This is a genomic window from Hyphomonas polymorpha PS728 (genome assembly GCF_000685315.1).
GTDB classification, from domain to species: domain Bacteria; phylum Pseudomonadota; class Alphaproteobacteria; order Caulobacterales; family Hyphomonadaceae; genus Hyphomonas; species Hyphomonas polymorpha.
The window spans coordinates 1-26,337 of sequence record NZ_ARYM01000034.1; the positions used below are offsets into that span (position 1 = coordinate 1).

A 26,337-nucleotide genomic window follows, 5' to 3' on the forward strand; every position below is an offset into this window, starting at 1 on the left:
ATGGTGAACTCCGTACCCTGCTGATCTCGGTCAGCAAATGGGGCCACGTTTATATCGTCCAGGCCGGCGATCATGGGCGTGCCTACAGGAAACCCGCCGCCGTAAAGCCGAGCTGGGACGATCCCGTCTGGGAAAGCCACATCGCGCCGAACTTGGCTGACGTTTTCCAAAAGGAAGTCAGCACGCTCGGCCTCCCCCGCGTGTGGGGCTTCGAGGGATCAGAAATCGCACTGCGATTTCCCCTGGAAGGCCCCGCAGGGGCGGAGGGGGGAGCCCCATACCCCGACACCTCCTAGCCACATCCCCCCGTCATCCCGGAAATCGCGAAGCGATTATCCGGGACCCTCTCTCCGCACTTTCCCCAAAACCCCGCAGCAAAATCCCGGCACACTCGGCCCTCGCCCCTTGGCCGGGAGACCAGCTTCACCCCAAAACCGGCCGCGCCCCTCGCGCGTTCCGGCCAAACCTGCTGGCCCTCCCGAAATCTGGCCCGCTTCGCTGTAATTATGGCACAAAAACCCTTGCCTTCGGGCCGCTGATCCGCACAGTTCGCCCTGGGAAACTGGGAGAGTTCGAATGAGCGAGAACAATACGGCGGCTGCGCAGAAAGGTTTTCTCGGATTTGTCGAGAGAACGGGCAACAAACTGCCTGACCCGGTTTTCCTCTTTTTCTACCTGATTGGCGGCCTTGTTCTCCTTTCGATAGTGTGCGCCGCCCTTGGCGTGTCTGCGCCCCACCCGACCCAGATCAACCCCGATGGCTCCGAAGTCGTCGTGCGTGCCGACAGCCTCCTGTCGGCCGCGAACATCCAGCGGCTCTGGGTGGATATGCCCAAAACCTTCACCCACTTTCACCCCCTGGGCTATGTGCTGATCGTGATGCTTGGCGCCGGCGTGGCCGAGCGCTCCGGCCTCTTCGCCAGCGGCATGCGGGCCGCCGTCCGCGGCGCGCCGACCTTCCTGCTGACGCCGGTGGTCGCCCTCATCGCCATGCTGTCGAACCATGCGTCGGATGCGGGCTATGTCGTGCTCATCCCGCTCGCCGGCATTCTCTATGCGGCCGCCGGGCGTCATCCGATTGCCGGTATTGCGGCCGCTTTTGCGGGCGTCTCGGGCGGTTTTTCCGCCAATATCACTCCCGGCCAGCTCGACGCGCTTCTCTTCGGTATCACCCAGCAAGCTGTGGATAACTCCGGCCTCGTCGACAGCCTTCACGTCAACATTGCCGGCAACTGGTTCTTCATCTCCGTGCTGATGGTGATCTATCTGCCGCTGATCTGGTTCGTCACCGACAAGATCGTCGAGCCGCGCCTCGGCAAATGGGTGCCCACTGCCCAGCAGGCGCAGGATTTCGGGGATGAGGACAAGCCGCTGGAGCCCGGCCAGAAGAAAGGCATTCTCTATGCGGGCCTTGCCAGCCTTGGGGTCATTCTTCTTTGGGTCTTCATGACCTTCGGCCCCGGAACGCCGCTCATCAATGAAGAGGCCTGCCCCCCCGGCACCATCGAAGCGGGCGACTGCTCCGTCCACGCCACGCTCGCGCCGCTTTATCAGTCGCTGGTCGCGGCCTTCTTCCTACTCTTCCTGTTCGCCGGCTGGGCCTATGGCGCCGCAGCCGGAACGGTGAAGAACCACCGCGATCTCGTCGCCATGATGGCTGAAGCGATGAAGGACATGGGCTACTATCTGGTCCTCGCCTTTGCTGCGGCCCATTTCGTCGCCATGTTCGGCTGGTCAAACCTCGGTTTCATCACCGCGGTTCACGGCGCCAACGCCATCGAATCGAGCGGGCTGCCGCTACCGGTCGTGCTCGGACTGATGGTGATTTTCACAGGTTTCCTGAATCTCTTCGTTGGCTCGGCTTCGGCCAAATGGGCGCTGATGGCGCCGGTTCTGGTGCCGATGCTGATGCTGCTGGGCGTTTCCCCGGAAGGCGCCACGGCTGCTTACCGTGTCGGTGACGGCGCCACCAACATCATCACACCGCTGATGGTCTATTTCCCGCTGATCCTGATCTTCGCCCAGCGCTGGCAGAAGGACTTCGGCCTCGGCAGTCTGACCGCGCTGATGCTGCCTTACTCGGTCTGGCTGCTTCTTACGGGCGTGATTCTCACGGTCAGCTGGTTCTATCTGGGCATAGATCTTGGCCCTGGCGCGCCGATCAGCTTCGTCATGCCGCCAGCCCCGGCACCGTGATCAAGGCGGGCCGAGCCTAAACAAGAACGCCCTGACCATCGGTCAGGGCGTTTTGACATTTGGGAAGGGCTGAAGCGATCAGCTGCGCTTGCGCGTCTTGATGTCGGCGGTCATCGAATTGATCTTGTTGATCAGCACATCCGCCGAACCATTGTTCTGGTCGAGCAGGGCGATGAACTGAGCGCGCTGTTCGATGGCGAGCCAAATCAGGTTGCCGTCAAGGTTGAGGGCAACGTCGACAACCTGATAGTTGCCTTCCTTACCCTGAACACGCCAGCGTACATCCATGTCCCGGCCATCCTGACGTTTGATCACCGTGTTGACGATCGAATCGGTCGGGGAACGGTCGACCGAGTTGCGCACGGTCACGGCCTCGCCGCGATACGCGTCGAGCTCGTTCTCATAGACGGCCATGGCGTAGTTCCGGAACGCCGTGCGATAGCGGGTGAGGTCAGCCTCGCTGAAGCGGCGGCTGTATTTGCCGATCACGAAGTTCGAGATCGCGTCGAAATCGGCGAACTGATCCATATACTCGCTAAACTTCTCCGTCCGTTCCTTGGCGGAAAGAGCGGGGTTGTTGAGCGTGGACAGAACTTCGTTGGCATTCTTCTTGACGTAGGCCTCCGTCTTGGCATCTGCGAAGGCGGGGAGCGCGCTTACCGACAAGGTTGCGGCCATGAGAGCCGGAAAGATGAAACGCTTCACTGTGTTACTCCTCTTCAGGGGCAGCCCCGACATTCTCATCTTCGAACAGCTCATCGTCATAATCGTCAAAAGCGTCGAAATCAGGGAGGTCGTCATAGGCGGTGTCTTCGTTCACCCTCCCATTAAGGATCTCTGCCTGACGCGAAGATGAATAAATCCGTCTAAGGGCAATATAGGGTTCGGGTTGGGCATTCAGCGTGTTGATCTGGTCTTCCAGATTCACGCGGGCATTCAGTGCGCCGACAACGCCGAGGCCGGCGCGGATGGCGAGGTCTGTGTCATTGTCATTGTCCAGTTGTACCCAGGTCAGCGGATCGATGGCGCGATCCACGCCAAAGCCGGTCAGGTCGCGCGGCGTCGTTGGGCCGAGCACCGGCAACACCAGGTATGGGCCGCTTTCCACGCCCCAAACGGCCAGCGTCTGGCCGAAATCCTCATTGTGGCGGTCCAGCCCCATATGGGTGGCGGCGTCCCAGAGGCCCAGGAGGCCGATGGTAGTGTTGATTCCAAAGCGGGCAAAGGTGGTTCCGGCGCGATCCGGCTCGCCCTGAAGCACATCATTGGCGAAGATGACCGGGCCGCGCAGGTTGCGCAGGAAATCTGTAACGCGGTCGCGGGCGAATTCTGGTGTCACCGTCTTGTAAGCGGTTGCGGCCGGTTCCAGCGCGTATTTGTCGAGCCCGTTGTTGAAGGCGAACATCTTGCGATTGAAGCCCTCATACGGGTCAGCGATGTCACTGGGCCCAGCAGCGGGTGTCGAAGCGCAGGCAGTAATCGCGACCGCAAGCAGGGCGGCACCTGGGAAGGCGGGTTTCATGCAGTCAAAAATCCTGAAGAGACGACGTACGGCGGAGGATGGCAGGCAAATGTGGCTTCTGGGAGGAGTAAGTCATCGACTGTTGACCTGCCTATGCTGCGAAGTTCGAAATAAGTCAACGGGTGATGACAAGAATGGTGGATGAGGTGGAAGAGAGATGGCATGTGGTTCTCGCGCTTCAACCGGACGCCCTGAAAAATGGTCGGGAACGTGTCTTTCATGCCATATTTGTTACGAATGCTAACGAACCGGTTTAGATCAGGTTCCGAACATGGATTGCAAATCATATAAAAGTTCGTTTATATGATTTGCATGAGCGATGCATTCGATGGACTTCTTGAGCGGCTTCGGGCCGCAGGCGAGCCTACGCGGCTGCGCCTGCTTGCCTTGCTGCGATATCAGGATCTGTCGGTAGGGGAACTGGTGCAGGTGCTCGAACAGAGCCAGCCCCGCCTGTCCCACCATCTCAAGGCTTTGTCTGAAGCTGGCCTTGCGGAGCGTTTACCCGAAGGAGCGTTCGTCTTCTACCGCGCCGCCCGCAGTGGCCCCGGCAAGGAATTGCTCGACGCCCTGTTTAATGCGCTCGGCGCCGACGTGCCGGAGATTGAGGCCGACCTTGAGCGCCTGCGTACAGTGATGGCGGGGCGCGCAGCCTCGGCCGAGGCCTATTTCTCCAGCATCGCAGAGACCTGGGATACCGTGCGCGGCCTGCATTATCCCAATGAAGCCATCGAAACGGCGCTCCTGGATCTGGCCGGCGCCGGGCCTTTCCACCGAATGATCGATTTTGGAACCGGCACGGGCCGTATGCTGGCGCTGTTTGCGCCGCTGACGGCGGAGGCCGAAGGCATCGATTTCAGCCACCGTATGCTGACGGTTGCGCGGGCCAATCTGGAAAGCGCCAATGCGCGCAATGCCCGTGTCCGCTTCGGCAATGTCACGGCTGTACCGTTTGCTGACGCCAGCGCTGATCTGGTGATCATCCATCAGGTGTTGCACTTCCTCGACACACCGGCCGATGCAATAGCCGAGGCGGGCAGGGTGCTTGTGCCCGGCGGCCGGTTGCTGGTCATCGATTTTGCCCCCCATGATCTTGAATTTCTGCGTACCGAACATGGGCATCACCGCCTGGGCGTACGTCATGATGCGCTGGCCAGCTGGGCCAGCGAAGCCGGCCTCAGCCTTGAGGCTCCGCAAAGCTTTGCGCCGCCGGAAAACGGCGCGCCGGGCCTTACCGTCAATATCTGGCGGGCCCTCAAGCCTGCCTCAGCCCGGGAGAAAGCCGCGTGACCCCTCCGGCCATCCAATTGCCAACTGCCGAAAACGCCGTGCGCGTATCGTTCGAGTTCTTTCCGCCGAAGACAGAGGCGATGAATGCGCGCCTCTGGGAAACCATCCAGCGGCTGGAGCCCATGGCGCCGGCATTCGTCTCGGTGACCTATGGCGCCGGCGGTTCTACACGCGAACGCACGCATGACACGGTGCGCCGCATCGTAGCGGAGACGACGTTGCGTCCGGCCGCTCACCTCACCTGCGTTTCGGCAACGAAAGAGGAAGTGCTCGCCGTGGCCGAGGAATACTGGCAGGCGGGCGTGAGGCATATTGTGGCGCTGCGCGGCGACCCGCCAGCGGGCATGGGCGCGAAATTTGAAGCGCATCCGGGCGGCTTTGTGGATTCGGTTGATCTCATCCGTGGACTGAGAAAGCATCGCACCGAGCTGGGCAAGTGTTTCGAGATTTCAGTGTCCTGCTATCCGGAACTTCATCCCGAGAGCCAGGGCTGGGACGCGGAAATTGCCTTCCTCAAAGCGAAGCAGGATGCGGGCGCGGACCGCGCGATCACCCAGTTCTTTTTCGAGCCGGAAGTCTATCTCGCTTTCCTTGAAAAAGCGCGGGCAGGCGGGGTCACCATGCCGATCGTGCCCGGCATCATGCTGCAGCCGAATTTCAATGGTCTGAAGCGGATTGCCGGTCTCTGCGGCGCGTCGATCCCGAGCTGGCTTCACACGTTGTATGATGGGTTGGACGAGGATGAAGAAACCCGCGATCTCGTCACCGCCAATGTGGCGGCCGATCTCTGCCGCAAGCTGCAGGCGCAGGGCGTTCAGGATTTTCACTTCTACACGCTGAACCGCGCGGGCCTCGCCCTGTCGACCTGCCGTCTGCTTGGCCTTAACCCCCAATCTGCAAAGGCAGCCTGAGCCATGAACAGCCAAGACCGTTTCAAGGCGCTCGAGAAACTCGCCAATGAGCGCATCCTTGTGCTCGATGGCGCGATGGGCACGCAGATCCAGAACTTCAAGCTGACGGAAGAAGACTTCCGCGGCAGCCGGTTTGAGGACTGGGCCATTCCGCTCAAGGGCAACAACGACCTCCTGAACCTCACGCGCCCCGATGTCATCGGCGAAATCCACCGCCGGTATATTGATGCGGGGGCGGACTTTGTGGAGACCAACACCTTCTCGGCAACGACCATCGCGATGGCGGACTACAAGATGGAGGCGCTCGCGCCGGAGATCGCCCGCGAAGGCGCGCGGATTGCCCGCGACGTGGCCGACAAGGCCGAGGCGGAACTTGGCCGTCCCGTGGGCGTGATGGGCGCCATCGGGCCGACGAACAAGACCCTGTCGCTCAGCCCGAATGTCAACGATCCCGGCTATCGGGACGTGACGTTTGATGATGTCCGCGCAGCTTATTACGAGCAGGCGGAGGCGATGGCGCCGTTCATCGATGTGTTCCTGATCGAGACGGTGTTTGATACGCTCAATGCCAAGGCAGCGATCAAGGCGCTGCTGGATCTGCATCAGGACAAGGGCATTGACCTGCCCATCATCATTTCCGGCACGATCACCGATGCGTCCGGGCGAACCCTCAGTGGGCAGACGGCTGAAGCTTTCTGGAACTCCGTTCGCCACGCCAGGCCCTGGGCCATTGGCCTTAATTGCGCGCTGGGGGCGGACCTGATGCGCCAGCATATCGCATCCATCTCCCGGGTGGCCGATACGCGCGTCATTGCTTATCCCAATGCCGGCCTGCCGAACGCATTTGGGGAATATGACGAGACGCCGGACCAGACGGCAGCGCACCTGAAGGAATGGGCAAACAGCGGGCTGGTGAACGTGCTGGGCGGATGCTGTGGCACCTCGCCGGGGCATATCGCAGCGATTGCGAAGGCGGTGAAATCTGCTTTGCCTCGTCCGGTGCCGGAATTGCCGCGTGCGATGCGCCTGTCCGGGCTGGAGCCTTTTACGGTGGCGTCGTGACGAACAAAGTTCAGGCCGGAGACCTTTTCATCTTCTACGGCCTCCTGAAACAGGGCGCTGCCGGCGCGCCCAATGAATTGGGCTTGGATGTGGCCGGGGAGTTTCTCGGGCCCTGCCGATTCCGCGGATCGATGCTCGATCTGGGCGGTTTTCCGGGCGTGGTGGCGGGCGATACGCTCTGCCACGGCGTGCGTTGGCGCGTGAGGGATGCGGGCATCATTCCGGCAATGGATGAATTCGAGGATGTGACGGATGATCCGGCTACATCGCTTTACCTGCGCCGGCAGGTGCCTGTGCTTGACGATACAGGCGCAGAAACAGGCGAGCAGGCCTGGATATATATCTACAATCAGAAGACGGACGGTTTTACCACGCTCAGCGATGGCAACTGGCCGCTGGATCGCGGAAGGTCGCGGAAATGACACAGGCAAGAGCTACTTTCATCAACGTTGGGGAGCGCACCAACGTGACCGGATCGGCTGTGTTCCGGAAGATGATCACGGAAGGGCGGTACGCTGATGCCGTCGAGGTCGCCCGCCAGCAGGTGGAGAGCGGCGCGCAGGTGATCGATGTCAACATGGATGAAGGCATGCTGGACGGCGTGCAGGCCATGACGACCTATCTGAACCTGATTGCCGCGGAGCCCGATATTGCCCGCGTGCCCGTGATGATCGACTCGTCGAAATGGGAAGTGATCGAGGCGGGCCTGAAATGCGTTCAGGGGAAGCCAATCGTCAACTCCATCTCCATGAAGGAAGGCGAGGACAAGTTCCGCGAGCAGGCGCAGGCGTGCCTCTCCTATGGCGCAGCCGTTGTGGTGATGGCGTTTGACGAGCAGGGACAGGCCGACACCGCAGCGCGCAAGATCGAGATCTGCCAGCGTGCCTTCCGTATCCTGACTGAAGAGGTGGGTTTCCCGCCGGAAGACATCATCTTCGATCCCAACATCTTTGCGGTGGCGACCGGGATTGAGGAGCACAACACCTACGCGCTCGATTTCATCGAGGCGGCGCGGGTGATCCGCGAGACATGCCCGGGCTGTCATATTTCCGGTGGCCTTTCCAACGTCTCCTTCTCCTTCCGGGGGAACGAGCCGGTGCGCCGGGCGATGCATTCGGTGTTTCTCTATTATGCTATTCCCGCGGGCATGGACATGGGCATCGTCAATGCCGGCCAGCTGGATATTTACGACGATATCGAACCGGAACTGCGCGAAGCCGTGGAGGACGTGATCCTCAACCGGCGCGCCGACGCAACCGACCGTCTGGTGGAACTTGCCGAGCGCTTCAAGGGCCAGAAGGGCAAGGTTCAGGTCAAGGATCTTGCCTGGCGTGAGCTGCCCGTTGCCAAGCGCCTGGAACATGCGCTGGTGCATGGCATTACGGAGTTCATTGATGTGGACACGGAAGAAGCCCGCCTCAGCGTGGAGCGTCCGCTGCATGTGATCGAAGGTCCGCTGATGTCCGGCATGAATGTGGTCGGCGATCTCTTTGGATCGGGCAAGATGTTCCTGCCGCAGGTGGTCAAATCGGCCCGCGTGATGAAGCAGGCGGTGGCCTGGCTTGAGCCCTTCATGGAGGCGGAAAAGCGCGAGCTTGGCCTTGAGCGGAAATCTAATGGCAAGGTCGTCCTCGCCACGGTTAAGGGCGATGTGCACGACATCGGCAAGAACATTGTCGGCGTGGTGCTGGCCTGTAACGGCTATGAGATTGTCGATCTGGGCGTAATGGTGCCCGCCGAGAAGATTCTCGACACGGCCGTGCAGGAAAAAGCCGACATCATCGGCCTCTCCGGTCTGATTACGCCAAGCCTTGACGAGATGGTATATGTTGCCGCCGAGATGCAGCGCCGGGGCATGGCCCAGCCGCTGCTGATCGGTGGGGCCACTACCAGCGCCGCGCATACGGCGGTGAAGATCGAGCCGGCGATCCGGTCTGCGCCGGTGGTGCATGTCATTGATGCCAGCCGCGCGGTGGGGGTGGTCAGCACGCTGCTGAGCGATGACGATCGTCCGGTTTTCCTCAGCGAAGTGCGCGCGCGGTATGAGCGTATGCGCGAAACCCGCAAAGATGGCCCACCCAAGCCGCGCCTGCCGATTGCAGAAGCGCGCGCCGCGAAGTTGCAGTTCGACTGGGCAAGCTACACGCCGCCGAAACCCTCCTATGAGGGTGTACGGACATTCGAGGACATAGATCTGGGCACGCTGGCGCGGTATATCGACTGGACGCCGTATTTTTCCGCCTGGGATCTGGCCGGACGTTATCCGGCGATCCTGGAAGACAAGATCGTCGGCGAGGCGGCCTCCAGCCTGTGGCGCGACACGCAGGCCATGATGCAGCGGCTGGTCGGCGAGGGGTGGCTGAAGCCGAAGGCCGTTGTCGGCTTCTGGAAGGCCAATTCTTCAGGCGATGACGTGAAGCTTGCCAGTGGCGAAACCTTCCTGACGCTCCGCCAGCAGATGATGAAGGATAATGGCCAGCCAAACTTTGCGCTGGCAGATTATGTCGCGCCGCAGGGGGATGACTGGATCGGCGGTTTCTGCGTGACGGCAGGGCCGGAGGCCGACGAAATTGCGAAAACGTTTGCCGCGAAGGGGGATGATTATTCTTCCATCATGGTGAAGGCACTGGCCGACCGGTTTGCCGAAGCCATGGCCGAATACATGCACGAAAAGGTCCGCAAGGAGCTTTGGGGCTATGCGCCGGAGGAGGCATTGTCGAGCGAGGAGTTGATCGCCGAGAAGTATCAAGGCATCCGCCCGGCGCCCGGCTATCCCTGCCAGCCCGACCATACCGAGAAGGGCACCCTGTTCGGCCTGCTCGAAGCGGACAAGCGCATCGGCGTGGAGCTGACCTCCAGCTATGCGATGATGCCCGCTTCGAGCGTATCGGGACTTTATCTCTCCCATCCCAAGAGCGTGTATTTCGCTGTCGGCCGGATCGACCGGGATCAGGTGGCCGACTATGCCGCCCGCAAGGGATGGGAAGTGCGGATGGCCGAGCGCTGGCTCGCGCCGATCCTGTCTTATGATCCATTTGTGGCGGTGGAGGCGGTGGCCTGACCGTGGAGATAGGGCACGGGGTCTACGAACTGGAAGCCCGGCGTCGATTCGACGAAATGCTGGAGCCAGTAATTGTGGCCTGAACCATAGATCACGAGGATGCGGTCGCCGGGCTGGCTGCTCGCCGCGATGTTGGCAAAGATCAGGGCGTTGCGGGCATACCAGCCATAGTTCAGCGCCGCGCCGGGCTGTTCCTCGGCATCGGCGAATTTCAGGAGGCCATAGTAGAAGTCCGAATGCATCCGCTGGGTGCGTTCGGCATCGTTTTCTTTGGCGAGCAATTCGTACATCGGAGTTGCCTCGCGATCATCTGCAATTGCCAGGACCTCTGCCTGAACCTGCGCGATCATGCCGTTTACCATGTCCATCTGCCCGGTCTTTTCGGCGAAATTCCGTATACGGTCAAATGGGAAGAATTCGACTTCCCCGTCCTGGGCGTCAACAGCATACACCCGGTCGATGCCTTGCTCATGCGCGACGCGGTATCCGATCTGAACGATTTCGTTCCGGTCAGAGGTGAGGTCGGTCTCGGTAAAGCGTGCGAAGCCGGAATCGATCAGGCTGCCGCCGCGCGGAACTTTCTCGACGGCGATGGCTGTGGGCTGAAAGGCGCCGAGCCGTTCGGCAACGAGCTGCAGTTCGGCCTGGCGCCGTTCGGCCAGAACATCGTCAGCATCCACATTGACCAGATCGAGGCCGGGATTGTCGAAGTGATAGGTGCCAAGCACCATAACCTGCACAGTGTCACCGGCAGGGGGCGGTGCGGCGGTTGCTTCGGGACTGGCGAGCGCGGGCGTTGCGCAGGCGGTCAACGCAAAGGCAGCGGCGGCGGCAGCGGCGAGGGACAATTTGATCATGCTTGAAAACTCCTTTCCGTGAGGATGCCATCATTTCCTCCAATGGATGCACGCTCGCTGGAAAAAATGGTGCATTGATCTGCGATTGCTCGCGCTGGCAGCATAGCCCCGAGTCGCCTACAGAGATCATTCCGCAAGGGCAGAAGCCGGAGAGACACCAGAATGACCCCCCAGAAATTGCAGGGCGAGAACGCCAAGATCATCGCCACGCTGGGGCCGGGCAGCCGCTCGCCAAAGGAGGTCCGCGCGCTGGCGCAGGCGGGCGTTGATGTTTTCCGGCTGAACTTCAGCCATGGCGAGCACGCGGCCCATCAGGAAGCGCTGAACGCCGTGCGCGCCGCAGAGGCCGCCGTCGGCTGGCCGCTGGCCACGCTGGCCGACCTGCAGGGGCCGAAAGTGCGCGTCGGCAAGTTTGAAGGCGGTTTTCTCAAGCTGGGTTTCCGGAAGGAATACCGCCTCGTCGTCGGCGAAACGGCCCCGGATGAGGAAACCATCCCCGTGCCTCATGCTGAAATTGTCGCCATCCTGGAGGAGGGCGACACGATCCTGGCCGATGACGGCAAGCTGATCTTCACGGTGGTCCAGGGCGGCGATCAACCTCGCGTGCGCGCCGAGGTGCCCGGCAAGCTGGGCGACAAGAAGGGGTTCACCGTTCGTGGCAAGGCACTGCCCGTGCGCGCGCTGACCGACAAGGACCGGGCTGACCTCTTGTTCGCGCTGGAAATCGGCGTGGATATTGTTGCGCTGTCCTTCGTCCAGACGGTTGAGGACATTCAGGAGGTCAAGGAGATCATCGCGGGCCGCGCGCCGCTGGTGGCAAAGCTGGAGAAGCCCGCTGCCATCACCAACCTCGACGCCATCGTGGAGGCGGCGGATGCCGTCATGGTCGCGCGCGGCGATCTGGGGGTGGAGTTTGCGCCAGAGGAAGTGCCGGTGATCCAGCGGCGGATCGTGCGGGCTGCCCGCTCCAGGGGGCGCCCGGTGATCGTGGCGACCCAGATGCTCGAATCGATGATCGAGAATTCTGCCCCCACCCGCGCGGAAGCCTCCGATGTGGCGACCGCTATCTATCAGGGCGCAGACGCCGTGATGCTGTCGGCAGAGACGGCCGTTGGCCGGCATCCTGCCACGGCGGTGGCGATCATGTCCCGCATCATCCGCGCGACGGAAGAGGCAGAGGATTACCGCCGCTCGCTGGACGAGTTCTGCGGCGAGGTTCAGGCGCCCAATGCGATCGATGTGGTGGCCCAGACGGCGCTGGCCATGGGGGCGGCGGAAGGGGCCGCCGCGCTGGCCCTGCGCACCGGGGCGTTCGAGCGGCTCGCGCGGTTTGCGCGGGTGCGGGGCAGCGTGCCGATTCTCTACGGCTCTCTGGACGATCAGCGCCTGCGGCAGGCCTGCCTGCTGTGGGGCGTTCACCCGCAGCGGCTGAATGCGGGCACCGAGAACTGGTACAGGGATCTGATGAAGGCGGTGGGCCTGGAAGGCCGTGTGGCCTATGCGCGCTGGGCAGGCGACGATCAGCGCTTTGCCTGGGAGATTGGTATCGGCCGCGGCGCGGACGGCAAACCGATTACTGGCGTATGATCAGCTGGCCCTTGCGGAACTCGTAGGAGTTCAGCTCGCTGAGGAAGGTCATGCCCAGCAGGGATTGTTCGAGTTCGCTGCGCAGGATTACGGCGTTGACACGCTCCACTTCCACGCGGCCGATGCGAATGCTGTCGAGCGTGACAGGCGCGCCATAGGTGACGCCGCCGGCGGTGCGGATTTCCGAATCATAGTTGAGCGTTTCTGGCTGCAGGCCGAGACGCTGCGCATCGCGGAAAGTCAGGGCAACAATGCTGGCCCCTGTATCCACCATGAATTTCACTTCGGTGCCCTGAACATCGGCGCGGGTCCAGTAATGGCCGTCAGCCTCCCGCTCAATGAAGGCGGCGCGGGTGTGGATTGAAGAGGTAGGCTCGGTGGCGGTGGCCACAACCGTCTTTGCTTCGCGCTGGCGCTCCAGCGCGGCCTGATACTCGGCTTCACGCAGCTTGGGCGCAAGATACAGGCTGATCACCATTGCGATCGCAACCGCAGTGGCTATCAGGGACAAGATCTTGCCTGCACTCATACCCGTCACCGCTTCCCGAGGGCTTTCAATCGTTCAATCCGTTCCGGCAGCTGTGCGATCACCGTGTCACGCTGTTCATTGCTGAAACGTGTCCAGGCGCCGATCTCCGGCAGGGTCCGTCCGCAGCCGAGGCAAAGCCCTGTCTGGCCATCAACAGCACAAACCTTGATGCACGGGCTCTTTATCGGCTCAATCTGTATCATTATACGAGTAACCCATACTGGCGGCGGGCTGCAGTGCAAGTTCTACAGGAGAGGATGAAATAAATCCTTGCCGGACGGCGTGTACGTTATCTGCCATAATTAAGATTGCCGGCTATTCCGGTAACAGGAGACCTTTCCCTTGAGCGAGCCCACCCGGAGCAAGTCCCCCCTGGATGATGTCCGCGACCTGATCCTGAAACCGGTCGAGACCGATCCTGACGCCGGCCGGAAGGCCCATCAGGCGCTTCTCGGCATGGGCCGGGAAGGAGATTTCGGCCGCCTGGGGGAAGCCGCTGAATGGCTGGCCACCTGGCAGCGCCGCTTTCCGCCGCGGATCGAGAAGCCGACGCTGGCGATCTTTGCCGGATCTCACGGCCTGGTCGAGTCCGGCGTGTCGCTGTCGTCCAATGACGATACCCGCGCCCATATCGACGCTCTGAAATCGGGCCGCGCGCCCCTTTCGGCCATCGCCGCGCAGGTGGGCGCCAATGTCCGCGTGTTTGAACTCGCGCTCGACAAGCCCACGCCCAGCATCGCCGAAACCGCCGCGATGACCGAGCGGGAATGTGCCGCGACCATCGCCTTCGGCTTTGAAGCTGTTGAAGATAATCCCGATCTGCTGGCCATAGCCGTCTCCGGCGCCGGCGTGGGCACGGTGGCGGCGGCTGTGGCCTGCGCGCTTTATGGCGGATCGCCCGAATATTGGGTGCGCCCCAGCGCCCAGACCCCGCCGGGCCTGTCCCAGAAGCGGGTGAACCTTGTCAGTGCCGCCCTGAAAGTGCATCGCGGCCACCTGTCGGACCCTCTGGAATCTCTGCGCTGTCTCGGCGGGCGGGAGATTGCCGCCTGTGTCGGCGCCATTATCGCGGCCCGGCATCAGGGTATTCCGGTGCTGCTGGACGGTTTTGCCACGACGATCGCGGCCGGCATCGTCCATGCCGTCTCCCCGCAGGCCGTCAGCCATTGCCTTGCCTCCCACATCACCCAGCGCCCGGCGCATGAGGCCGCGCTGGAGCGTATTGGTCTCAAACCGCTCGTGCAGCTCGAATTCCAGACCGGCAGCGGTCTCGGTTCGGCCACGGCTGTCGGCCTTCTCAAGACCGCCTGCGCGCCTTTCATTGCCAAGCCGGCGGAAGGGTGACGCAGGGAAACGTGCGGCATTCTTTACGTTTACGTGCGCGTCACCTTGTCAGCGAATAGGAATGGCTGACATACAGAAATGAAGTGCCGGGACCAAACAGGCAGATCCAGGAGCGAACGTCCATGAACCTCGAATTTTCACCCGAAGAGATCGCCTTCCGTGATGAAGTGCGCGCTTTTATCCGTGACAACTACCCCAAAGAACTCGTCGGGCTCGGCAACCGGGAAGATCTGACGCGCGAGCAATTCCTCGCCTGGCACAAGATCCTCGGCAAGAAAGGCTGGTCTGCCCCGGCTTGGCCAAAGAAATATGGCGGTACCGGCTGGACCTCCACCCAGCGCTATATCTGGTCGGAAGAGAATGCACGCGTGGATGCGCTGATGCCGCTTCCGTTCGGTATCTCTATGGTCGGCCCGGTGATCTACACCTTCGGCAATGAAGAGCAGAAAGCCAAACACCTTCCGGGCATTCTCGCTGGGGATGTCTGGTGGGCGCAGGGCTATTCCGAGCCGGGCGCAGGGTCTGACCTTGCGAGCCTGAAGACAACCGCTGTCCGCGACGGCGACCATTACGTGCTCAATGGCCAGAAAACCTGGACAACGCTTGCTCAGCACGCTGACTGGGGCTTCTTCCTCTGCCGCACCGACCCGACGGCAAAAGCCCAGGAAGGCATCTCCTTCATCCTCGTGGACATGAAAACGCCGGGCATCGAAGTGCGCCCGATCAAGCTGATCGACGGCACGCATGAAGTGAACGAGACCTGGTTGACCGATGTTCGGGTTCCGGTCGAGAATCTCGTCGGCAAGGAAAACGAAGGCTGGACCTATGCCAAGTTCCTGCTGGCGCACGAGCGCTCCGGTATTGCGGGCGTTGCCCGCTCCAAGCGCGGCGTCGAGCGTCTGCGTTCCATCGCCTCGCAGGAAACCCTCGACGGCACGCCGCTGATCAAGACGGACGAGTTTGCCCGCAAGATCAGCCAGCTTGAAATCGACCTGACCGCTCTGGAGTTCACCGAGCTGCGCACGCTGGCTTCTGAAGCGGCCGGCAAGGGCCCTGGCCCGGAAAGCTCGATCCTCAAGATCAAGGGCACCGAGATCCAGCAGCGCCTGACCGAGCTGACGCTGGAAGCCGTTGGCAATTACGGCGCGCCTTATGCGCGCGGCATGGACCATTTCGGTTCGAACGAAATCGGTGTGGGTCCGGAGTACTCCAACTTCAGCGCCGACGCTTACTTCAACATGCGCAAGACCTCGATCTATGGCGGATCGAACGAAATTCAGCGCAACATTATCAGCAAGATGATCCTCGGCCTCTAAGGCACCGGGGCAGGGAGGAGTTTACATCCATGGATTTCAATTTCACCGAAGAACAGACAATGATCCGCGACAGCCTCGCACGGCTGATCAAGGACCAGTATGATTTCGACACCCGCCGCAAGGTCGTTGCCTCGAAAGAGGGCTGGCGCCCGGAAATGTGGGCTCAGTTTGCTGAGCTCGGCCTGCTGGCTGCGCCATTCTCCGAAGAGGATGGTGGCCTCGGCGGCGGCCCGATCGATGCGATGGTCGTGATGGAAGAGTTCGGCAAGGGCCTCGTCGTCGAGCCGTTCCTGCAGACGGTCGTGCTGGCAGGCGGCTTCCTCAAGGCAGGCACCTCTGCCCAGAAGGAAGACCATCTGGCGGCGCTGATCTCCGGCGAGCGCGTGTTCGCCTTCGCCTATGCTGAGCCCAAGGGCCGCTACAATCTGGCAGACCTTGAAACCACCGCCACGAAAGATGGCAGCGGCTGGAAGATCTCGGGCCACAAGGCGGTCGTGATCGGCGCGCCCTGGGCGTCTCACCTGATCGTCACGGCACGGACTGCCGGTGACCGCCGCGATGCCAAGGGCGTCGGCGTGTTCATCGTTCCGAAGGATGCCGAGGGCGTCACCACGCGCGACTATCCGACCGTTGATGGCCGCCGCGCTTCGGAAGTCTATTTCGAAAACGTCACCGTTGGTGCAGATGCCGTCATCGGCGACGCGTCCGACAGCCTGGGCCTTGTCGAGAAGGTGACCGATGAAGCGATCGCCGCCCTCTGCGCCGAAGCTTGTGGCGCCATGAAAGTGGCCAATGCCCAGACGGTGGAATACTCAAAGACCCGTAAGCAGTTCGGCACACCGATCGGCAAGTTCCAGGTGCTTCAGCACCGCATGGCCGACATGTTCATTGAACATGAGCAGTCTGTTTCCATGACTTACATGGCCACGCTGAAGCTCGGCGAAGACGAAGTGACCCGCAAGAAGGCCGCTTCGGCAGCCAAGGTGCGCATCGGCCAGGGCGGCCGGTTCATCGGCCAGCAGTCGATCCAGATCCATGGCGGCATGGGCATGACCGACGAGCTTGCCATCGGCCACTATTTCAAGCGCCTCACGATGATCGATTCCGAATTCGGCAATGTCGACCATCACCTGAAGCGCTATACGGAACTGTCGGCAGCGGAAGCTGCTGTGGCGGCCGAATAAGCCTTCCTGCGCCTCGCGGCCTTAAAATCTGCAGCGGGGTGGTCCATTTTGGGCCACCCCGCTTTGCTTTCCGGGCGCCGGGCAGTCGGCCCGGAAGTTGCATCCGCAGCGTTCAACTCTGGCCGTTTATGCCTGATCTGGCTGCTTTTGCGTCGCCGTCCCGCTCGGGATCGTGGTAAACGCGGTCACTGAAAGGTCCTTCCGGCCCAGCCAATGGAGAGCAGACTTGACCCTTCGCAGCCCGTCCGAACGCAGGAAAATCCTGGTCGCGATCCCGACCTACCGGCGGAACGAGATGCTGGAGCGTCTGCTAGACAGCCTGAACAAGCTTGTCCCGCCAGAAAATGCGGATGTCAGCATAGCAGTAATTGACAACGACAAGTCCGGAGGGGCCCGCCCTGTGGCCGAGAAGTGGAAGGCCCAGTTCTCGATGCCGTTGCTCTACGAGATGGAGACAGCGCCGGGCGTGACCCATGTGCGCAATCATGCGCTCAAGATGGCGGCTGATTTCGATCTGCTGGCCTTTATCGATGATGACGAGTTTGCCGCCCCTGAATGGCTGGCGGCACTGGTTGCGCGATATGACGAGACGAAGGCTGGTGCCGTTTTCGGACCGGTCTGGTCAATCTATCCGGACTCGACACCGCAATGGATGCGGGAATGGAACGTCCATGCCATCAAGATCACCGAGACCCGTGATCGCACAGACCCCGGCGGCAGCGGCAACAGTCTGATGGACATGCATGTCGTGCGCAAGCTTGGCCTCTCTTTTGACGCGCGCCTGTCAAAGATGGGCGGCGAAGATACGCTGTTCTTCTACCAGATGCAGGATCAGGGCTATCGCCTCACCCAGACGAAGGATGCCTCCGTCTATGAACATGTGCCGGAAGACCGGGCGCGTGTCGGCTGGCTGTTCCGGCGCTGGTATCGCTACGGCATTACCGATGCCCTGATCGTCTCCCGCCATTGCTCACTGCGGGTGGCGCGCCTCAAGGCCGCCCTGAACGGCGCGGCTCGCATCGCCGTGGGGGGGCTCATGGTGGCCGGCGCAACGGTTGCCACGCTGGGCCGCAACAAACGGGCGATTTACAGCCAGTTCTTCACGCTATGCCGCGGGTTCGGCATGGTCACGTTTGCCTTCGGTGGCAGCTATGAGGAATACGGGAGCGCGCTTACCCGCCCCCAGTTCGACGCTGACATAGGCGCTGTGACCGGCGCCCGGAGCTGACAGCTCAGCCTTGAGCCCAGTAATGCTCAAGGCTTGAGGCAATCGCTTCGCATTTGGCGCGTGCTTCTGCAGGGGCGCCATAAGCAACCATGGCAGATCCTTCGATCGAGCTTTCCGTGCCTGTTGCAACTGGCCAGCGGGCGCCAACGATCATCGCATCGCCGAGTGTCGCCAGGTATTCGCCAAACTCCGCTTCGCGGCCATCCCGGAACAGGGGCAGCCAGAGGATCAGCAGGGCATCCGGCCAGCGCTTCAGTGCCTTGGGGGTCCAGAGCGCCAGCGCTTCGATGTCCCGGTGGGTTTCATAGCTGGGGTCAACCAGAACGACCATCCGTTCACCCGCGCGGGGGGCCAGTCTCAGCGCGCCGGAATAGCCATCGGCCTTCTGTATACGGATACGGTCATCACCCTTCATCGCCTCGTTCAGCGCGGCATTTTCCTGCGGGTGAAGTTCGAACAGAACCATTCGCGCGGACTTGGGCAACAGGGTTTGGGCCAGTGAAGGTGACCCGGGATAGTCCTTTACGCTGCGCGCATTGACCAGTTTCATCCACTGGGACAGCGGCTTGGGCGCCTTGCCCTTCATCAGGTCGATCACGCCATCGTCGGACTCGCCCCGCTTGCGCGCCTGGGCGTTTGTAAGATCATACCGTCCGCGTCCGGAATGGGTCTCAACATAGAAAATCGGGCGGGCGCCTGCTGCAGCCGTCCGCAGCAAGGTATCGTGTACGGCGTGCTTGAGCACATCCGCGCGATTTCCGGCATGAAAGCCATGCTGATAGGAAAGCATGTCGTCTCTCTTGTTCCTGAGAGTGGGGCAGGGCCCGCCGGCTTATTCGCCGGCGAGGCTTGCTTTGCGGGCTGTTTCGAACTCGTTACCCGGATACCAGGTCGGCCAGGTGGCGGAGTTCGCGATGCGCAGGCCAACTTCATAAAGCGCCTGAACATCTTCCTCGAAGCCGGAAAGATCCCAGCTGTCGGAATATTCGTCCATCGGCTTGTGGTAGCGCTCGGCGGTGTAGGCGGCTGCGGCGGCCCGGCCCGCGGCCAATCCACCCTCGCGCTTGTCTTCGCCGCCATCGGCATACAGCATCGGCACGCCTTTCTTGGCGAGCGAGATATGGTCGGAGCGGTAGAAATAGCCCGCTTCCGGCCGGCCATCCGGCGTAACGATGCGATCCTGCGCGACGAGCACATCCTTCAGGATGTCCTCAAGCTCGGAGGCGCCATAGCCGATCACGGTCATGTCCCTGGTGCGGCCCATCGGTAGCGCGCCGTCGATGTTGACGCCTGCCACGACCTTGTTGAACGGCACTGTTGGATTGTTGGCGAAATACTCCGACCCAAGAAGGCCGGACTCTTCCAGGGTCCAGAACAGGAACATGGTCGAGCGTTCTGTGGGCTCGGCCTTCATCGCTTCAGCGATTTCGAGAATGGCGGCAGTGCCCGTCGCATTGTCTACGGCGCCGTTATAAATCTGGTCGGCATAGAAGTCCTCTCCCGGCGCGCCCTGCTTCATGCCCAGGTGATCCCAATGCGCCGTATAGAGAACATATTCATCCGGCGTATTGGTGCCCGGCAAAATGCCGATCACGTTGCGGCTGCTGAGCTTGTCGATCGTCTGATGGATTTCGCCCCGTGCCTTCACGCCCTCAAGCGGAACGGGCTGGAACCCCGGCGTCTTGGCCGCCGTTTTCATGGCTTCAAAATCGAGGCCTGCCTTGGCAAACATCTCAACGGCCACATCGCGCTGGATCCAGCCTTCCATCATGGCGCGGTCTTCCCCGCCGTTCGGGCGCACCAGATCAGACTGCGCGCCGCTCCAGGAATTGGCGACAACATCCCAGCCATAAGCGGCAGGTTCGGTTTCGTGCACAATCAGCGCAGCGGTTGCCCCTTGGCGCGCGGCTTCCTCGAACTTGTAGGTCCAGCGGCCATAATAAGTCATGGCCTTGCCATTGAAGAGAGCCGGGTCGCCGGTGGCAAAGCCTGGATCGTTGACGAGGATCACAACCGTCTTGCCGGCATAGTCCTGGCCCGCATAGTCGTCCCAGCTGTATTCCGGGGCAACGGCGCCGTAGCCGACAAACACCAGATCGCTCGGCTCGAAGGAAATATGATCGGCATTCTGCCGCTTGGTCCAGACCACCGCCTGATCCTTAAGGGCGAGCGACAATTCATCCTGATCCGGCCAGGTGAGAACGAGGCTGGAGGTGGCCGGGTCTACAGTCTGGTTCACCATATCGACCTGCTGAAACCAGCTGCCATTGTCGCCGCCCGGCTGAAGGCCGATGCGGGCGAGTTCAGCGGCGATCCAGGCGGCAGAGGCTTCGCCGGCAGGTGTGCCGGGGCCACGGCCCTCGAACACATCGTCGGCCAGTGTCTTCACGCGCACGGCAATGTCTGCTGCCGTGATTTCCGGCACGGTGCCTTCCGGCAGGGGCAGCAGCAGCTCTTCGGCAGGCGGCTGGGGAGTTTCCGGCGCGGCTGCGGGGGCAGAAGGCGCCGATGGCGAACAGGCAGCCAGCGCAAGGGCGGCGGCCGTGAAGCTGAGATGTTTCATTTTCATTTGAACGGTTCCCCGTCAGGATTCTTGGATGCCCCGGTCTCGCATGCCGGGCGCTGCCGGGCAAGCAAGGCGCCCCGGCGCCCGCCTGCTGCTGCCGTGCCGGTGCCCTATCTGCAAAAATGCCCTATATCCCTCAGGCGCCGTTCATCGGCCGCTGCGATGATGGCGCCGAACCTGTTTGGAATAGACAATGACGATTGATGTTGTGCCTTCTGTCTTGCGCCCGCTGACCAGAGGCGTTCTCCGGCTCGCCGCCATGGTGATTGCATCGCTCTCGGTGGCTGTTGCGGCCTGCGCTACGCCGGTCACGCAGGGCGCGCTCACCCCCCTCGGGCAGGTGGCGCCTGCCTTTATTCCGGAAAGAAACCAGTTCATTGCTCAGGACGGCGCCCGTCTCGGGCTTACCGTCTGGCCCGCGGAAGGCAGCGACAGCCCCGAATATGTCGTGGTCGGCGTCCATGGTATGAACGATTACGCCAACGCCTTCCACATGGCCGCGCCCTATTGGGCCAAACACGGCGTCACCACCTACGCCTACGATCAGCGCGGCTTTGGCCGGTCTCCCAACAAGGGCATCTGGCCGGAGGAGGAGCTGCTGCGGGAAGATCTGCGCACGGCAGTCGATGTTGCGCGGGCCCGCCACCCCGGCGCCATCATCACGGTCGTCGGCATCTCCATGGGCGGCTCGGTCACGCTGACGGCCTTCGGATCAGACCGCCCGCCGAAAGCGGACCGGCTCATCGTTTCTGGGCCTGGCCTGCGTGGCTGGGGTGCCATCAACCCGCTTTATCGGGTCAGCCTGTGGGCTTCGGCCCATGCGAATCCGGACTGGCTCGTCGTCCCGCCTGTGGGCCTCGTGAAGATCGAGCCTTCAGACAACAACGCCATGCTCCGCCGCACCTGGTCTGACCCGCACATGACCTACCGGACACGCATTGATCAGGTCTACGGTCTCGTCGCTCTGATGGAAAATGCCAACAATGCCGTCGCCCGCCTGAAGCCCAACGTGCCGACGCTGATTTCCTACGGCGCAAAGGATATCGTTATCCCCGAGAACGGGGTGCGCCGCGCCGCTGGCATTCTCCCCTCCTTCGTGCGGACGGTCTATTATCCCAACGGATACCATATGCTGCTGCGGGATCTTCAGGCAGAGCGTGTGCATGCCGATTATCTGGCCTTCATGAAAGACCCTGCCGCCGCGTTGCCAAGCGGCGAGGGAGAGTGGCCGTTCCGTGAAGGGTGCAAGCATTGGGCGGCTGCAGATCGTCCGCCTGTGGCATGCTGATCGCGCCTCATGGCGGCTTTCCTTGACGATGAAGAGGCCATGATCGCGCAGGACGGCGCGCGCCTTGGCCTGACTGTCTGGAACGCGGAGGGGGCTGCGCCGCCGGCCCATGTCATCGTCGGCGTTCATGGCATGAACAATTACGCAGGCGAGTTCCGCCTCGCCGCGCCCGAATGGGCCGCGCAGGGCAGGGCGGTCTATGCGTATGACCAGCGCGGCTTTGGCCGGTCGGAAGGACGTGGCCACTGGGCAGAGGAGGAGCTGATGCGGGAAGACCTCCGCACGGCGGTCAGTCTCGCCAAAGCGCGGCATCCGGACGTGCCGCTTACCGTCATTGGTATCTCCATGGGCGCGGCCGTTGCGATCACAGCTTTTGCTTCAGATCGCCCGCCTGAGGCAGACCGGCTCATCCTCTCCGGCCCCGGCCTGCGGGGGTGGGGCGCGCTGGATGCTGCCTCTGCCGGCGCATTGCGGCTGCTGACGGCTCTCAGCCCTGGCCTGATCGTCAGCGCACCGGCCTTCGTGAAGCCGAAAATGTCCGACAATGCCGTTTTCCTCCGCCTCCAGGACGCCGATCCGTTGCACGCCCGGATCAACCGGGTGGATCAGATTGCCGGCGCCGTGAATTTGATGGAGCGCGCTCATGAGGCCGCCAGCATGTTGCCGGAAGGTTTGCCAGTGCTCGCTTCCTATGGGGCGCATGACCGGGTTGTGCCCCCTGCCGGACCGGGCCGGACGCTGAAACGCTTCCCGCCGAATGTCCGCACGGTGTATTACCCTGACGGATACCATGTCCTTCTGAGCGATAATCAGAGGCACAAAGTAATCGCTGACTATGCGGCATTCATGGACAATCCGGGCGCTGATTTGCCCAGTGGTTGCGGCAGTTGGCCGTTCCGTTAGGGATTACGAGCTATTCCACAGCAGGCGCGGCCTTGCGGTCGCCGGTGAATGGACAAATATAAGGGCATCTGCCAATCCTGCAGGTGGCGATTCAGCCCTGATCCACAAGGCCATTTTTATGTCGACATCTTATGAGACCGCTCTCAACCTTGTTCCAATGGTCGTCGAGCAGACGAGCCGGGGTGAGCGCGCGTTCGACATCTTCTCGCGCCTCCTCAAGGAGCGCATTATTTTTGTCACCGGCGGTATTGATGACGGTGTGGCCTCCCTGATCACGGCGCAGCTTCTGTTCCTCGAATCCGAGAACCCGAAGCGCGAGATTGCCATGTATATCAACAGCCCCGGCGGTTACGTCTCGTCCGGCCTCGCGATCTACGACACCATGCAGTATGTCCGCTGCCCGATTTCCACCGTGTGTATCGGCCAGGCCGCCTCAATGGGCTCGCTCCTCCTTGCCGCCGGGGAAAATGGCATGCGGATCGCCCTGCCGAATGCCCGTGTGATGCTGCACCAGCCGTCCGGGGGCTATTCAGGCGTCGCTACGGATATCGAGCGCCACGCAGAAGAGATCATCGAACTCAAGCGCCGGTTGAACGAGATTTACGTCAAACATACCGGCCAGAATTACGAAACTGTTGAAAGAAAGCTCGATCGCGACACGTTCCTGACGGCTCAGGAAGCCATGGAATTCGGGATCGTTGACAAGGTTTATGAACGCCGCACTGCCGAAGAAGAAAAATAATAGCGTTTCTTTCAAGGTGCGGCCCAGCCCTTGCAGGGCAGGCGAACGGCTTTATTGTCTAAAGAAAGACCATGCTTGGCTGGGCTTAAAGCCCACGTTAAACCTTGTGTGGCAGTGAGGACCGCATGACCAAACCAAACGGCTCCGGCGATTCGAAGAACACGCTGTACTGTTCCTTCTGCGGCAAGAGCCAGCATGAGGTTAAGAAACTCATTGCCGGACCGACCGTGTTCATCTGCGATGAGTGCGTCGAACTCTGCATGGACATCATCCGCGAGGAAAACAAAACCTCTGCGATCAAATCCCGCGATGGCGTGCCGACTCCGCAGGAAATCTGCGATGTTCTCGACGATTACGTGATCGGGCAGCGCTATGCCAAGCGCATTCTCTCCGTTGCCGTGCACAACCATTACAAGCGCCTCTCCCATTCGGGAAAATCCGATGGGGTGGAGCTGTCGAAATCCAATATTCTGCTCATCGGCCCGACAGGGTGCGGCAAGACGCTGCTCGCTCAGACGCTGGCCCGTATCCTTGACGTGCCCTTCACCATGGCCGACGCCACCACGCTTACCGAAGCAGGCTATGTCGGTGAGGATGTGGAAAACATCGTCCTGAAGCTGCTGCAGGCGGCGGACTATAACGTTGAGCGCGCCCAGCGCGGCATCGTCTATATCGACGAGATCGACAAGATCAGCCGTAAGTCGGACAACCCCTCGATCACGCGCGACGTATCGGGTGAGGGCGTCCAGCAGGCGTTGCTGAAGATCATGGAAGGCACCGTGGCCGCCGTTCCGCCTCAAGGCGGCCGGAAACATCCGCAGCAGGAATTCCTGCAGGTGGACACCACGAACATCCTCTTCATCTGCGGCGGCGCGTTTGCCGGCCTCGAGAAGATCATCGCTGCGCGCGGTGAGAACGCCTCGATCGGCTTCGGCGCCACCATCAAGAGCGGAGAAGAGCGCGGTGTTGGCGCAACCCTCCGTGAAGTGGAGCCGGAAGACCTTCAGAAATTCGGCCTGATCCCGGAATTCATCGGCCGTCTGCCGGTTCTGGCAACGCTGGAAGATCTCGACGAGAAGGCCCTGATCCAGATCCTGACCCAGCCGAAGAACGCCCTGCTCAAGCAGTATCAGCGCCTCTTCGACATGGAGAACGTCCAGCTCACCTTCACGCCGGAAGCGCTCACGGCTGTTGCCCGCCGCGCCATCACCCGGAAAACCGGTGCGCGCGGTCTGCGCTCGATCATGGAATCGATCCTGCTCGATACGATGTTCGAACTGCCCAACCTGCGCGGCGTGGAAGAAGTCGTGATCAATGCTGAAGTCGTCGAAGGCAATGCCGAGCCGCTTTATGTGCACGCCTCCAAAAGCCAGACCGAAGCGGGTTAGCCGTTCGTCAAAAGATATTCCTGATGCCTGCCCGGCCCCGCCGCGGCGGGCATTTCATTTCTGGCTCAACGGTCATGCGCGCCGGTGCGGTGCAGGATGCGGGCAAAGGCCGGCGGCATGTATTTCTCGGATTTCTCCATCCACCGGTCGAGCCGGGGATGCCGGGCCCTGCGGCGATGCAACCAGCTGCGCGCCGTGGTCGAATTGGCCACCAGCAACGCCACTCCTCCCAGGATGAGGACGGCGCCCACCGGCACCGGTGTCCAGAACAAAGGCAAGCCCAATAATATCAGCAGCACGCCGACAAGCTTGTAAAAAAGCGCCATCGCTGTCTCCGTAAACTGGCTGTATCCCAGCCTAACGGTTCACACGCAGATGAGTTCAATCGGCGGGGGGCGTTTTGTCAGTCTCCGGCAAATGCACGGTCAGGATGTCGATCCGCGGAGGCATCAGAAAACGCATGGGAACGCCCACCATGCCGGTGCCCGTGGTCACATAGACCAGGCGTTCTCCGGCCGGGCTCTGGAAGTGGTGCAGTTCCCGGTCAAATGGGCCGCGCACAGGGATGAAGCGCTTGTAGAACCCCGGAAACCGGACCTGCCCCCCATGGGTATGCCCGGCGAGCATCAGGTCATACCGGAATGTCTCAGGCACGAAGAGCGCCGTATCCGGATTGTGCGTGAGCAGAATGACGGGAACGCCCTCCGGGAGGCTTGCCTGAAAGCTGAAATCCTGCCGGCGTTCCCAAAGGTCTGACGCACCCGCGACGATAACCCTGTGGCCGCCGATCTCGGTATTGAGCGCGCGGTTGTGCGGAACCCGCGCCCCGGCCGACTGCAGCGCGCGCATCAGCGGCTCGGTGAGGTCGGTTCCCGGAAACCCGACATCGTGATTGCCAAGGACTGCAAACAGGGGCGCTTCCAACCGGCCCAGTGCGGCGAAGTGTTCTGGGATATCATCCGCTTCCGGATGGTAGGAGAGGTCGCCCGCCAGGAATATGGCGTCCACGCCTTCTGCATTGATGCGGTCCACAATCCGCCCAATGGGCATGGCGTGTGGGAACATGCCGATATGTGGATCCCCGAAGAGGGCGATGCGGATGGCGGGGGATGTCTCGCTCGCGCCGGGCAGGAGGATTGTTTCCTCGTGCACCGTCAGCAGGCGAGGTTCCACAAAGCGCGCCCAGGCGGGTGGTAGCGACAGGATAAGAACCAGCCCCGCCACAATCCGCGGCGTACCGCGCCCGCGGAAAATCGCCCACAGGCAGAGCAGGGCGAGGGGCCAGAACAGATGGGCGCCGTGCAGCAGCGCAAGTTTCAGGGAGGTCATGAGCTATGGCGTGCCATGCCTTTGCGGCAAGGAA

General features: G+C 61.7%; 25 protein-coding genes. 16 read left to right on the forward strand and 9 right to left on the reverse strand.

Annotated elements, in window-relative coordinates; translation table 11 throughout:
• Positions 1-296, forward strand: a 296-nt coding sequence (locus tag HPO_RS20910) for a hypothetical protein (RefSeq protein ID WP_035602208.1), incomplete at its 5' end; no start/stop codon positions are given.
• Between the two features lie 280 nt (positions 297-576).
• Complete coding sequence (locus tag HPO_RS18255) at positions 577-2,196, forward strand: AbgT family transporter (RefSeq protein ID WP_035602211.1); 1,620 nt, start codon at positions 577-579, stop codon at positions 2,194-2,196.
• A gap of 78 nt (positions 2,197-2,274) precedes the next feature.
• Here HPO_RS18255 and HPO_RS18260 read toward each other — a convergent pair whose 3' ends face one another.
• Positions 2,275-2,901 (reverse strand): MlaC/ttg2D family ABC transporter substrate-binding protein, encoded by a 627-nt coding sequence (locus tag HPO_RS18260; RefSeq protein WP_035602214.1) that lies wholly within the window; start codon positions 2,899-2,901, stop codon positions 2,275-2,277.
• A 4-nt stretch (positions 2,902-2,905) separates the two neighbouring features.
• The gene (locus tag HPO_RS18265; RefSeq protein ID WP_051612807.1) at positions 2,906-3,718 is read right to left on the reverse strand and encodes an MlaA family lipoprotein; all 813 of its coding nucleotides are present in this window, start codon (positions 3,716-3,718) and stop codon (positions 2,906-2,908) included.
• A gap of 312 nt (positions 3,719-4,030) precedes the next feature.
• Here HPO_RS18265 and HPO_RS18270 point away from each other — a divergent pair, with 312 nt between their 5' ends.
• From HPO_RS18270 to metH, 5 genes are read left to right on the forward strand one after another with little or no spacing between them, the layout of a single operon-like run.
• The gene (locus HPO_RS18270; RefSeq protein ID WP_035602217.1) at positions 4,031-5,008 is read left to right on the forward strand and encodes a metalloregulator ArsR/SmtB family transcription factor; all 978 of its coding nucleotides are present in this window, start codon (positions 4,031-4,033) and stop codon (positions 5,006-5,008) included.
• Positions 5,005-5,919 (forward strand): methylenetetrahydrofolate reductase [NAD(P)H], encoded by a 915-nt coding sequence (gene metF / locus HPO_RS18275; RefSeq protein ID WP_051612808.1) that lies wholly within the window; start codon positions 5,005-5,007, stop codon positions 5,917-5,919. Before HPO_RS18270 ends, metF begins: the two co-directional genes overlap by 4 nt.
• Before the next feature lie 3 nt (positions 5,920-5,922).
• A complete protein-coding gene (locus HPO_RS18280; protein ID WP_035602220.1) occupies positions 5,923-6,981 on the forward strand; it encodes a homocysteine S-methyltransferase family protein in 1,059 nt (352 codons plus the stop codon).
• Complete coding sequence (locus tag HPO_RS18285) at positions 6,978-7,403, forward strand: gamma-glutamylcyclotransferase family protein (RefSeq protein ID WP_035602223.1); 426 nt, start codon at positions 6,978-6,980, stop codon at positions 7,401-7,403. Before HPO_RS18280 ends, HPO_RS18285 begins: the two co-directional genes overlap by 4 nt.
• Positions 7,400-10,042: a methionine synthase gene (metH, locus tag HPO_RS18290; protein WP_051612809.1), complete on the forward strand. Its 2,643-nt coding sequence runs from the start codon at positions 7,400-7,402 to the stop codon at positions 10,040-10,042. The genes HPO_RS18285 and metH overlap by 4 nt, the downstream gene beginning before the upstream one ends.
• Here the strand turns inward: metH and HPO_RS18295 are convergent.
• Positions 10,006-10,899 carry a DUF5694 domain-containing protein gene (locus tag HPO_RS18295; protein ID WP_035602226.1) on the reverse strand — a complete coding sequence of 298 codons (894 nt, stop codon included), beginning with the start codon at positions 10,897-10,899 and terminating at the stop codon, positions 10,006-10,008. The two genes, metH and HPO_RS18295, sit on opposite strands and share 37 nt — an antisense overlap.
• 162 nt (positions 10,900-11,061) lie before the next feature.
• Here HPO_RS18295 and pyk point away from each other — a divergent pair, with 162 nt between their 5' ends.
• Positions 11,062-12,486, forward strand: coding sequence for a pyruvate kinase (gene pyk, locus HPO_RS18300; protein WP_035602229.1), 1,425 nt, complete (start codon positions 11,062-11,064; stop codon positions 12,484-12,486).
• Here pyk and HPO_RS20055 read toward each other — a convergent pair.
• Together HPO_RS20055 and HPO_RS18310 are read right to left on the reverse strand one after the other, a co-directional pair.
• Complete coding sequence (locus HPO_RS20055) at positions 12,473-13,015, reverse strand: retropepsin-like aspartic protease family protein (protein WP_051612810.1); 543 nt, start codon at positions 13,013-13,015, stop codon at positions 12,473-12,475. The genes pyk and HPO_RS20055 overlap by 14 nt on opposite strands.
• Positions 13,016-13,020: 5 nt before the next feature.
• Positions 13,021-13,218 (reverse strand): DUF1289 domain-containing protein, encoded by a 198-nt coding sequence (locus HPO_RS18310; protein WP_035602232.1) that lies wholly within the window; start codon positions 13,216-13,218, stop codon positions 13,021-13,023.
• A 139-nt stretch (positions 13,219-13,357) separates the two neighbouring features.
• Here HPO_RS18310 and HPO_RS18315 point away from each other — a divergent pair, with 139 nt between their 5' ends.
• The 4 genes from HPO_RS18315 (at position 13,358) to HPO_RS18330 (ending at position 18,087) form a co-directional block, all read left to right on the forward strand.
• Positions 13,358-14,359: a nicotinate-nucleotide--dimethylbenzimidazole phosphoribosyltransferase gene (locus tag HPO_RS18315; RefSeq protein WP_035602235.1), complete on the forward strand. Its 1,002-nt coding sequence runs from the start codon at positions 13,358-13,360 to the stop codon at positions 14,357-14,359.
• A gap of 122 nt (positions 14,360-14,481) precedes the next feature.
• Positions 14,482-15,675, forward strand: a complete 1,194-nt coding sequence (locus HPO_RS18320; RefSeq protein ID WP_035602238.1) for an acyl-CoA dehydrogenase family protein — start codon at positions 14,482-14,484, stop codon at positions 15,673-15,675.
• 29 nt (positions 15,676-15,704) lie between these two features.
• Complete coding sequence (locus HPO_RS18325) at positions 15,705-16,859, forward strand: acyl-CoA dehydrogenase family protein (protein ID WP_035602240.1); 1,155 nt, start codon at positions 15,705-15,707, stop codon at positions 16,857-16,859.
• A 226-nt stretch (positions 16,860-17,085) separates the two neighbouring features.
• A complete protein-coding gene (locus tag HPO_RS18330; RefSeq protein WP_051612811.1) occupies positions 17,086-18,087 on the forward strand; it encodes a glycosyltransferase family 2 protein in 1,002 nt (333 codons plus the stop codon).
• A 4-nt stretch (positions 18,088-18,091) separates the two neighbouring features.
• On the opposite strand, the gene rlmJ is transcribed toward HPO_RS18330, so the two are convergent.
• Together rlmJ and HPO_RS18340 are read right to left on the reverse strand one after the other, a co-directional pair.
• Entirely contained in the window at positions 18,092-18,877 is a 786-nt protein-coding gene (rlmJ, locus tag HPO_RS18335; RefSeq protein ID WP_051612812.1) for a 23S rRNA (adenine(2030)-N(6))-methyltransferase RlmJ, read from the reverse strand.
• 42 nt (positions 18,878-18,919) lie between these two features.
• Complete coding sequence (locus HPO_RS18340; RefSeq protein WP_035602243.1) at positions 18,920-20,656, reverse strand: M28 family metallopeptidase; 1,737 nt, start codon at positions 20,654-20,656, stop codon at positions 18,920-18,922.
• Between the two features lie 190 nt (positions 20,657-20,846).
• Between HPO_RS18340 and HPO_RS18345 the strand changes: the two genes are divergently transcribed.
• The 4 genes from HPO_RS18345 (at position 20,847) to clpX (ending at position 24,974) form a co-directional block, all read left to right on the forward strand.
• On the forward strand, positions 20,847-21,941 hold the full coding sequence (locus HPO_RS18345) for an alpha/beta fold hydrolase (RefSeq protein WP_084324442.1): 1,095 nt from the start codon (positions 20,847-20,849) through the stop codon (positions 21,939-21,941).
• 9 nt (positions 21,942-21,950) lie between these two features.
• A complete protein-coding gene (locus HPO_RS18350) occupies positions 21,951-22,844 on the forward strand; it encodes an alpha/beta fold hydrolase (protein WP_035602246.1) in 894 nt (297 codons plus the stop codon).
• A 118-nt stretch (positions 22,845-22,962) separates the two neighbouring features.
• On the forward strand, positions 22,963-23,586 hold the full coding sequence (locus HPO_RS18355) for an ATP-dependent Clp protease proteolytic subunit (RefSeq protein ID WP_035602249.1): 624 nt from the start codon (positions 22,963-22,965) through the stop codon (positions 23,584-23,586).
• Positions 23,587-23,711: 125 nt separating this feature from the next.
• Positions 23,712-24,974, forward strand: a complete 1,263-nt coding sequence (clpX, locus tag HPO_RS18360) for an ATP-dependent Clp protease ATP-binding subunit ClpX (protein ID WP_035602252.1) — start codon at positions 23,712-23,714, stop codon at positions 24,972-24,974.
• A gap of 65 nt (positions 24,975-25,039) precedes the next feature.
• On the opposite strand, the gene HPO_RS18365 is transcribed toward clpX, so the two are convergent.
• A complete protein-coding gene (locus tag HPO_RS18365; RefSeq protein ID WP_035602255.1) occupies positions 25,040-25,300 on the reverse strand; it encodes a hypothetical protein in 261 nt (86 codons plus the stop codon).
• Positions 25,301-25,355: 55 nt separating this feature from the next.
• Entirely contained in the window at positions 25,356-26,303 is a 948-nt protein-coding gene (locus tag HPO_RS20060) for a metallophosphoesterase (protein ID WP_051612813.1), read from the reverse strand.
• Positions 26,304-26,337 lie beyond the last annotated feature (34 nt).

What these genes read in the sequence shown, in the direction of transcription:
- HPO_RS18255 (WP_035602211.1), top strand. Translation starts at nt 577, where the DNA reads ATGAGCGAGAACAATACGGCGGCTGCGCAGAAAGGTTTTCTCGGATTT.
- HPO_RS18265 (WP_051612807.1), bottom strand. Translation starts at nt 3,718, where the DNA reads ATGAAACCCGCCTTCCCAGGTGCCGCCCTGCTTGCGGTCGCGATTACT.
- HPO_RS18270 (WP_035602217.1), top strand. Translation starts at nt 4,031, where the DNA reads ATGAGCGATGCATTCGATGGACTTCTTGAGCGGCTTCGGGCCGCAGGC.
- HPO_RS18280 (WP_035602220.1), top strand. Translation starts at nt 5,923, where the DNA reads ATGAACAGCCAAGACCGTTTCAAGGCGCTCGAGAAACTCGCCAATGAG.
- metH (WP_051612809.1), top strand. Translation starts at nt 7,400, where the DNA reads ATGACACAGGCAAGAGCTACTTTCATCAACGTTGGGGAGCGCACCAAC.
- HPO_RS18295 (WP_035602226.1), bottom strand. Translation starts at nt 10,899, where the DNA reads ATGATCAAATTGTCCCTCGCCGCTGCCGCCGCCGCTGCCTTTGCGTTG.
- pyk (WP_035602229.1), top strand. Translation starts at nt 11,062, where the DNA reads ATGACCCCCCAGAAATTGCAGGGCGAGAACGCCAAGATCATCGCCACG.
- HPO_RS20055 (WP_051612810.1), bottom strand. Translation starts at nt 13,015, where the DNA reads ATGAGTGCAGGCAAGATCTTGTCCCTGATAGCCACTGCGGTTGCGATC.
- HPO_RS18310 (WP_035602232.1), bottom strand. Translation starts at nt 13,218, where the DNA reads ATGATACAGATTGAGCCGATAAAGAGCCCGTGCATCAAGGTTTGTGCT.
- HPO_RS18320 (WP_035602238.1), top strand. Translation starts at nt 14,482, where the DNA reads ATGAACCTCGAATTTTCACCCGAAGAGATCGCCTTCCGTGATGAAGTG.
- HPO_RS18325 (WP_035602240.1), top strand. Translation starts at nt 15,705, where the DNA reads ATGGATTTCAATTTCACCGAAGAACAGACAATGATCCGCGACAGCCTC.
- rlmJ (WP_051612812.1), bottom strand. Translation starts at nt 18,877, where the DNA reads ATGCTTTCCTATCAGCATGGCTTTCATGCCGGAAATCGCGCGGATGTG.
- HPO_RS18340 (WP_035602243.1), bottom strand. Translation starts at nt 20,656, where the DNA reads ATGAAAATGAAACATCTCAGCTTCACGGCCGCCGCCCTTGCGCTGGCT.
- HPO_RS18345 (WP_084324442.1), top strand. Translation starts at nt 20,847, where the DNA reads ATGACGATTGATGTTGTGCCTTCTGTCTTGCGCCCGCTGACCAGAGGC.
- HPO_RS18350 (WP_035602246.1), top strand. Translation starts at nt 21,951, where the DNA reads ATGGCGGCTTTCCTTGACGATGAAGAGGCCATGATCGCGCAGGACGGC.
- HPO_RS18355 (WP_035602249.1), top strand. Translation starts at nt 22,963, where the DNA reads ATGTCGACATCTTATGAGACCGCTCTCAACCTTGTTCCAATGGTCGTC.
- clpX (WP_035602252.1), top strand. Translation starts at nt 23,712, where the DNA reads ATGACCAAACCAAACGGCTCCGGCGATTCGAAGAACACGCTGTACTGT.
- HPO_RS18365 (WP_035602255.1), bottom strand. Translation starts at nt 25,300, where the DNA reads ATGGCGCTTTTTTACAAGCTTGTCGGCGTGCTGCTGATATTATTGGGC.
- HPO_RS20060 (WP_051612813.1), bottom strand. Translation starts at nt 26,303, where the DNA reads ATGACCTCCCTGAAACTTGCGCTGCTGCACGGCGCCCATCTGTTCTGG.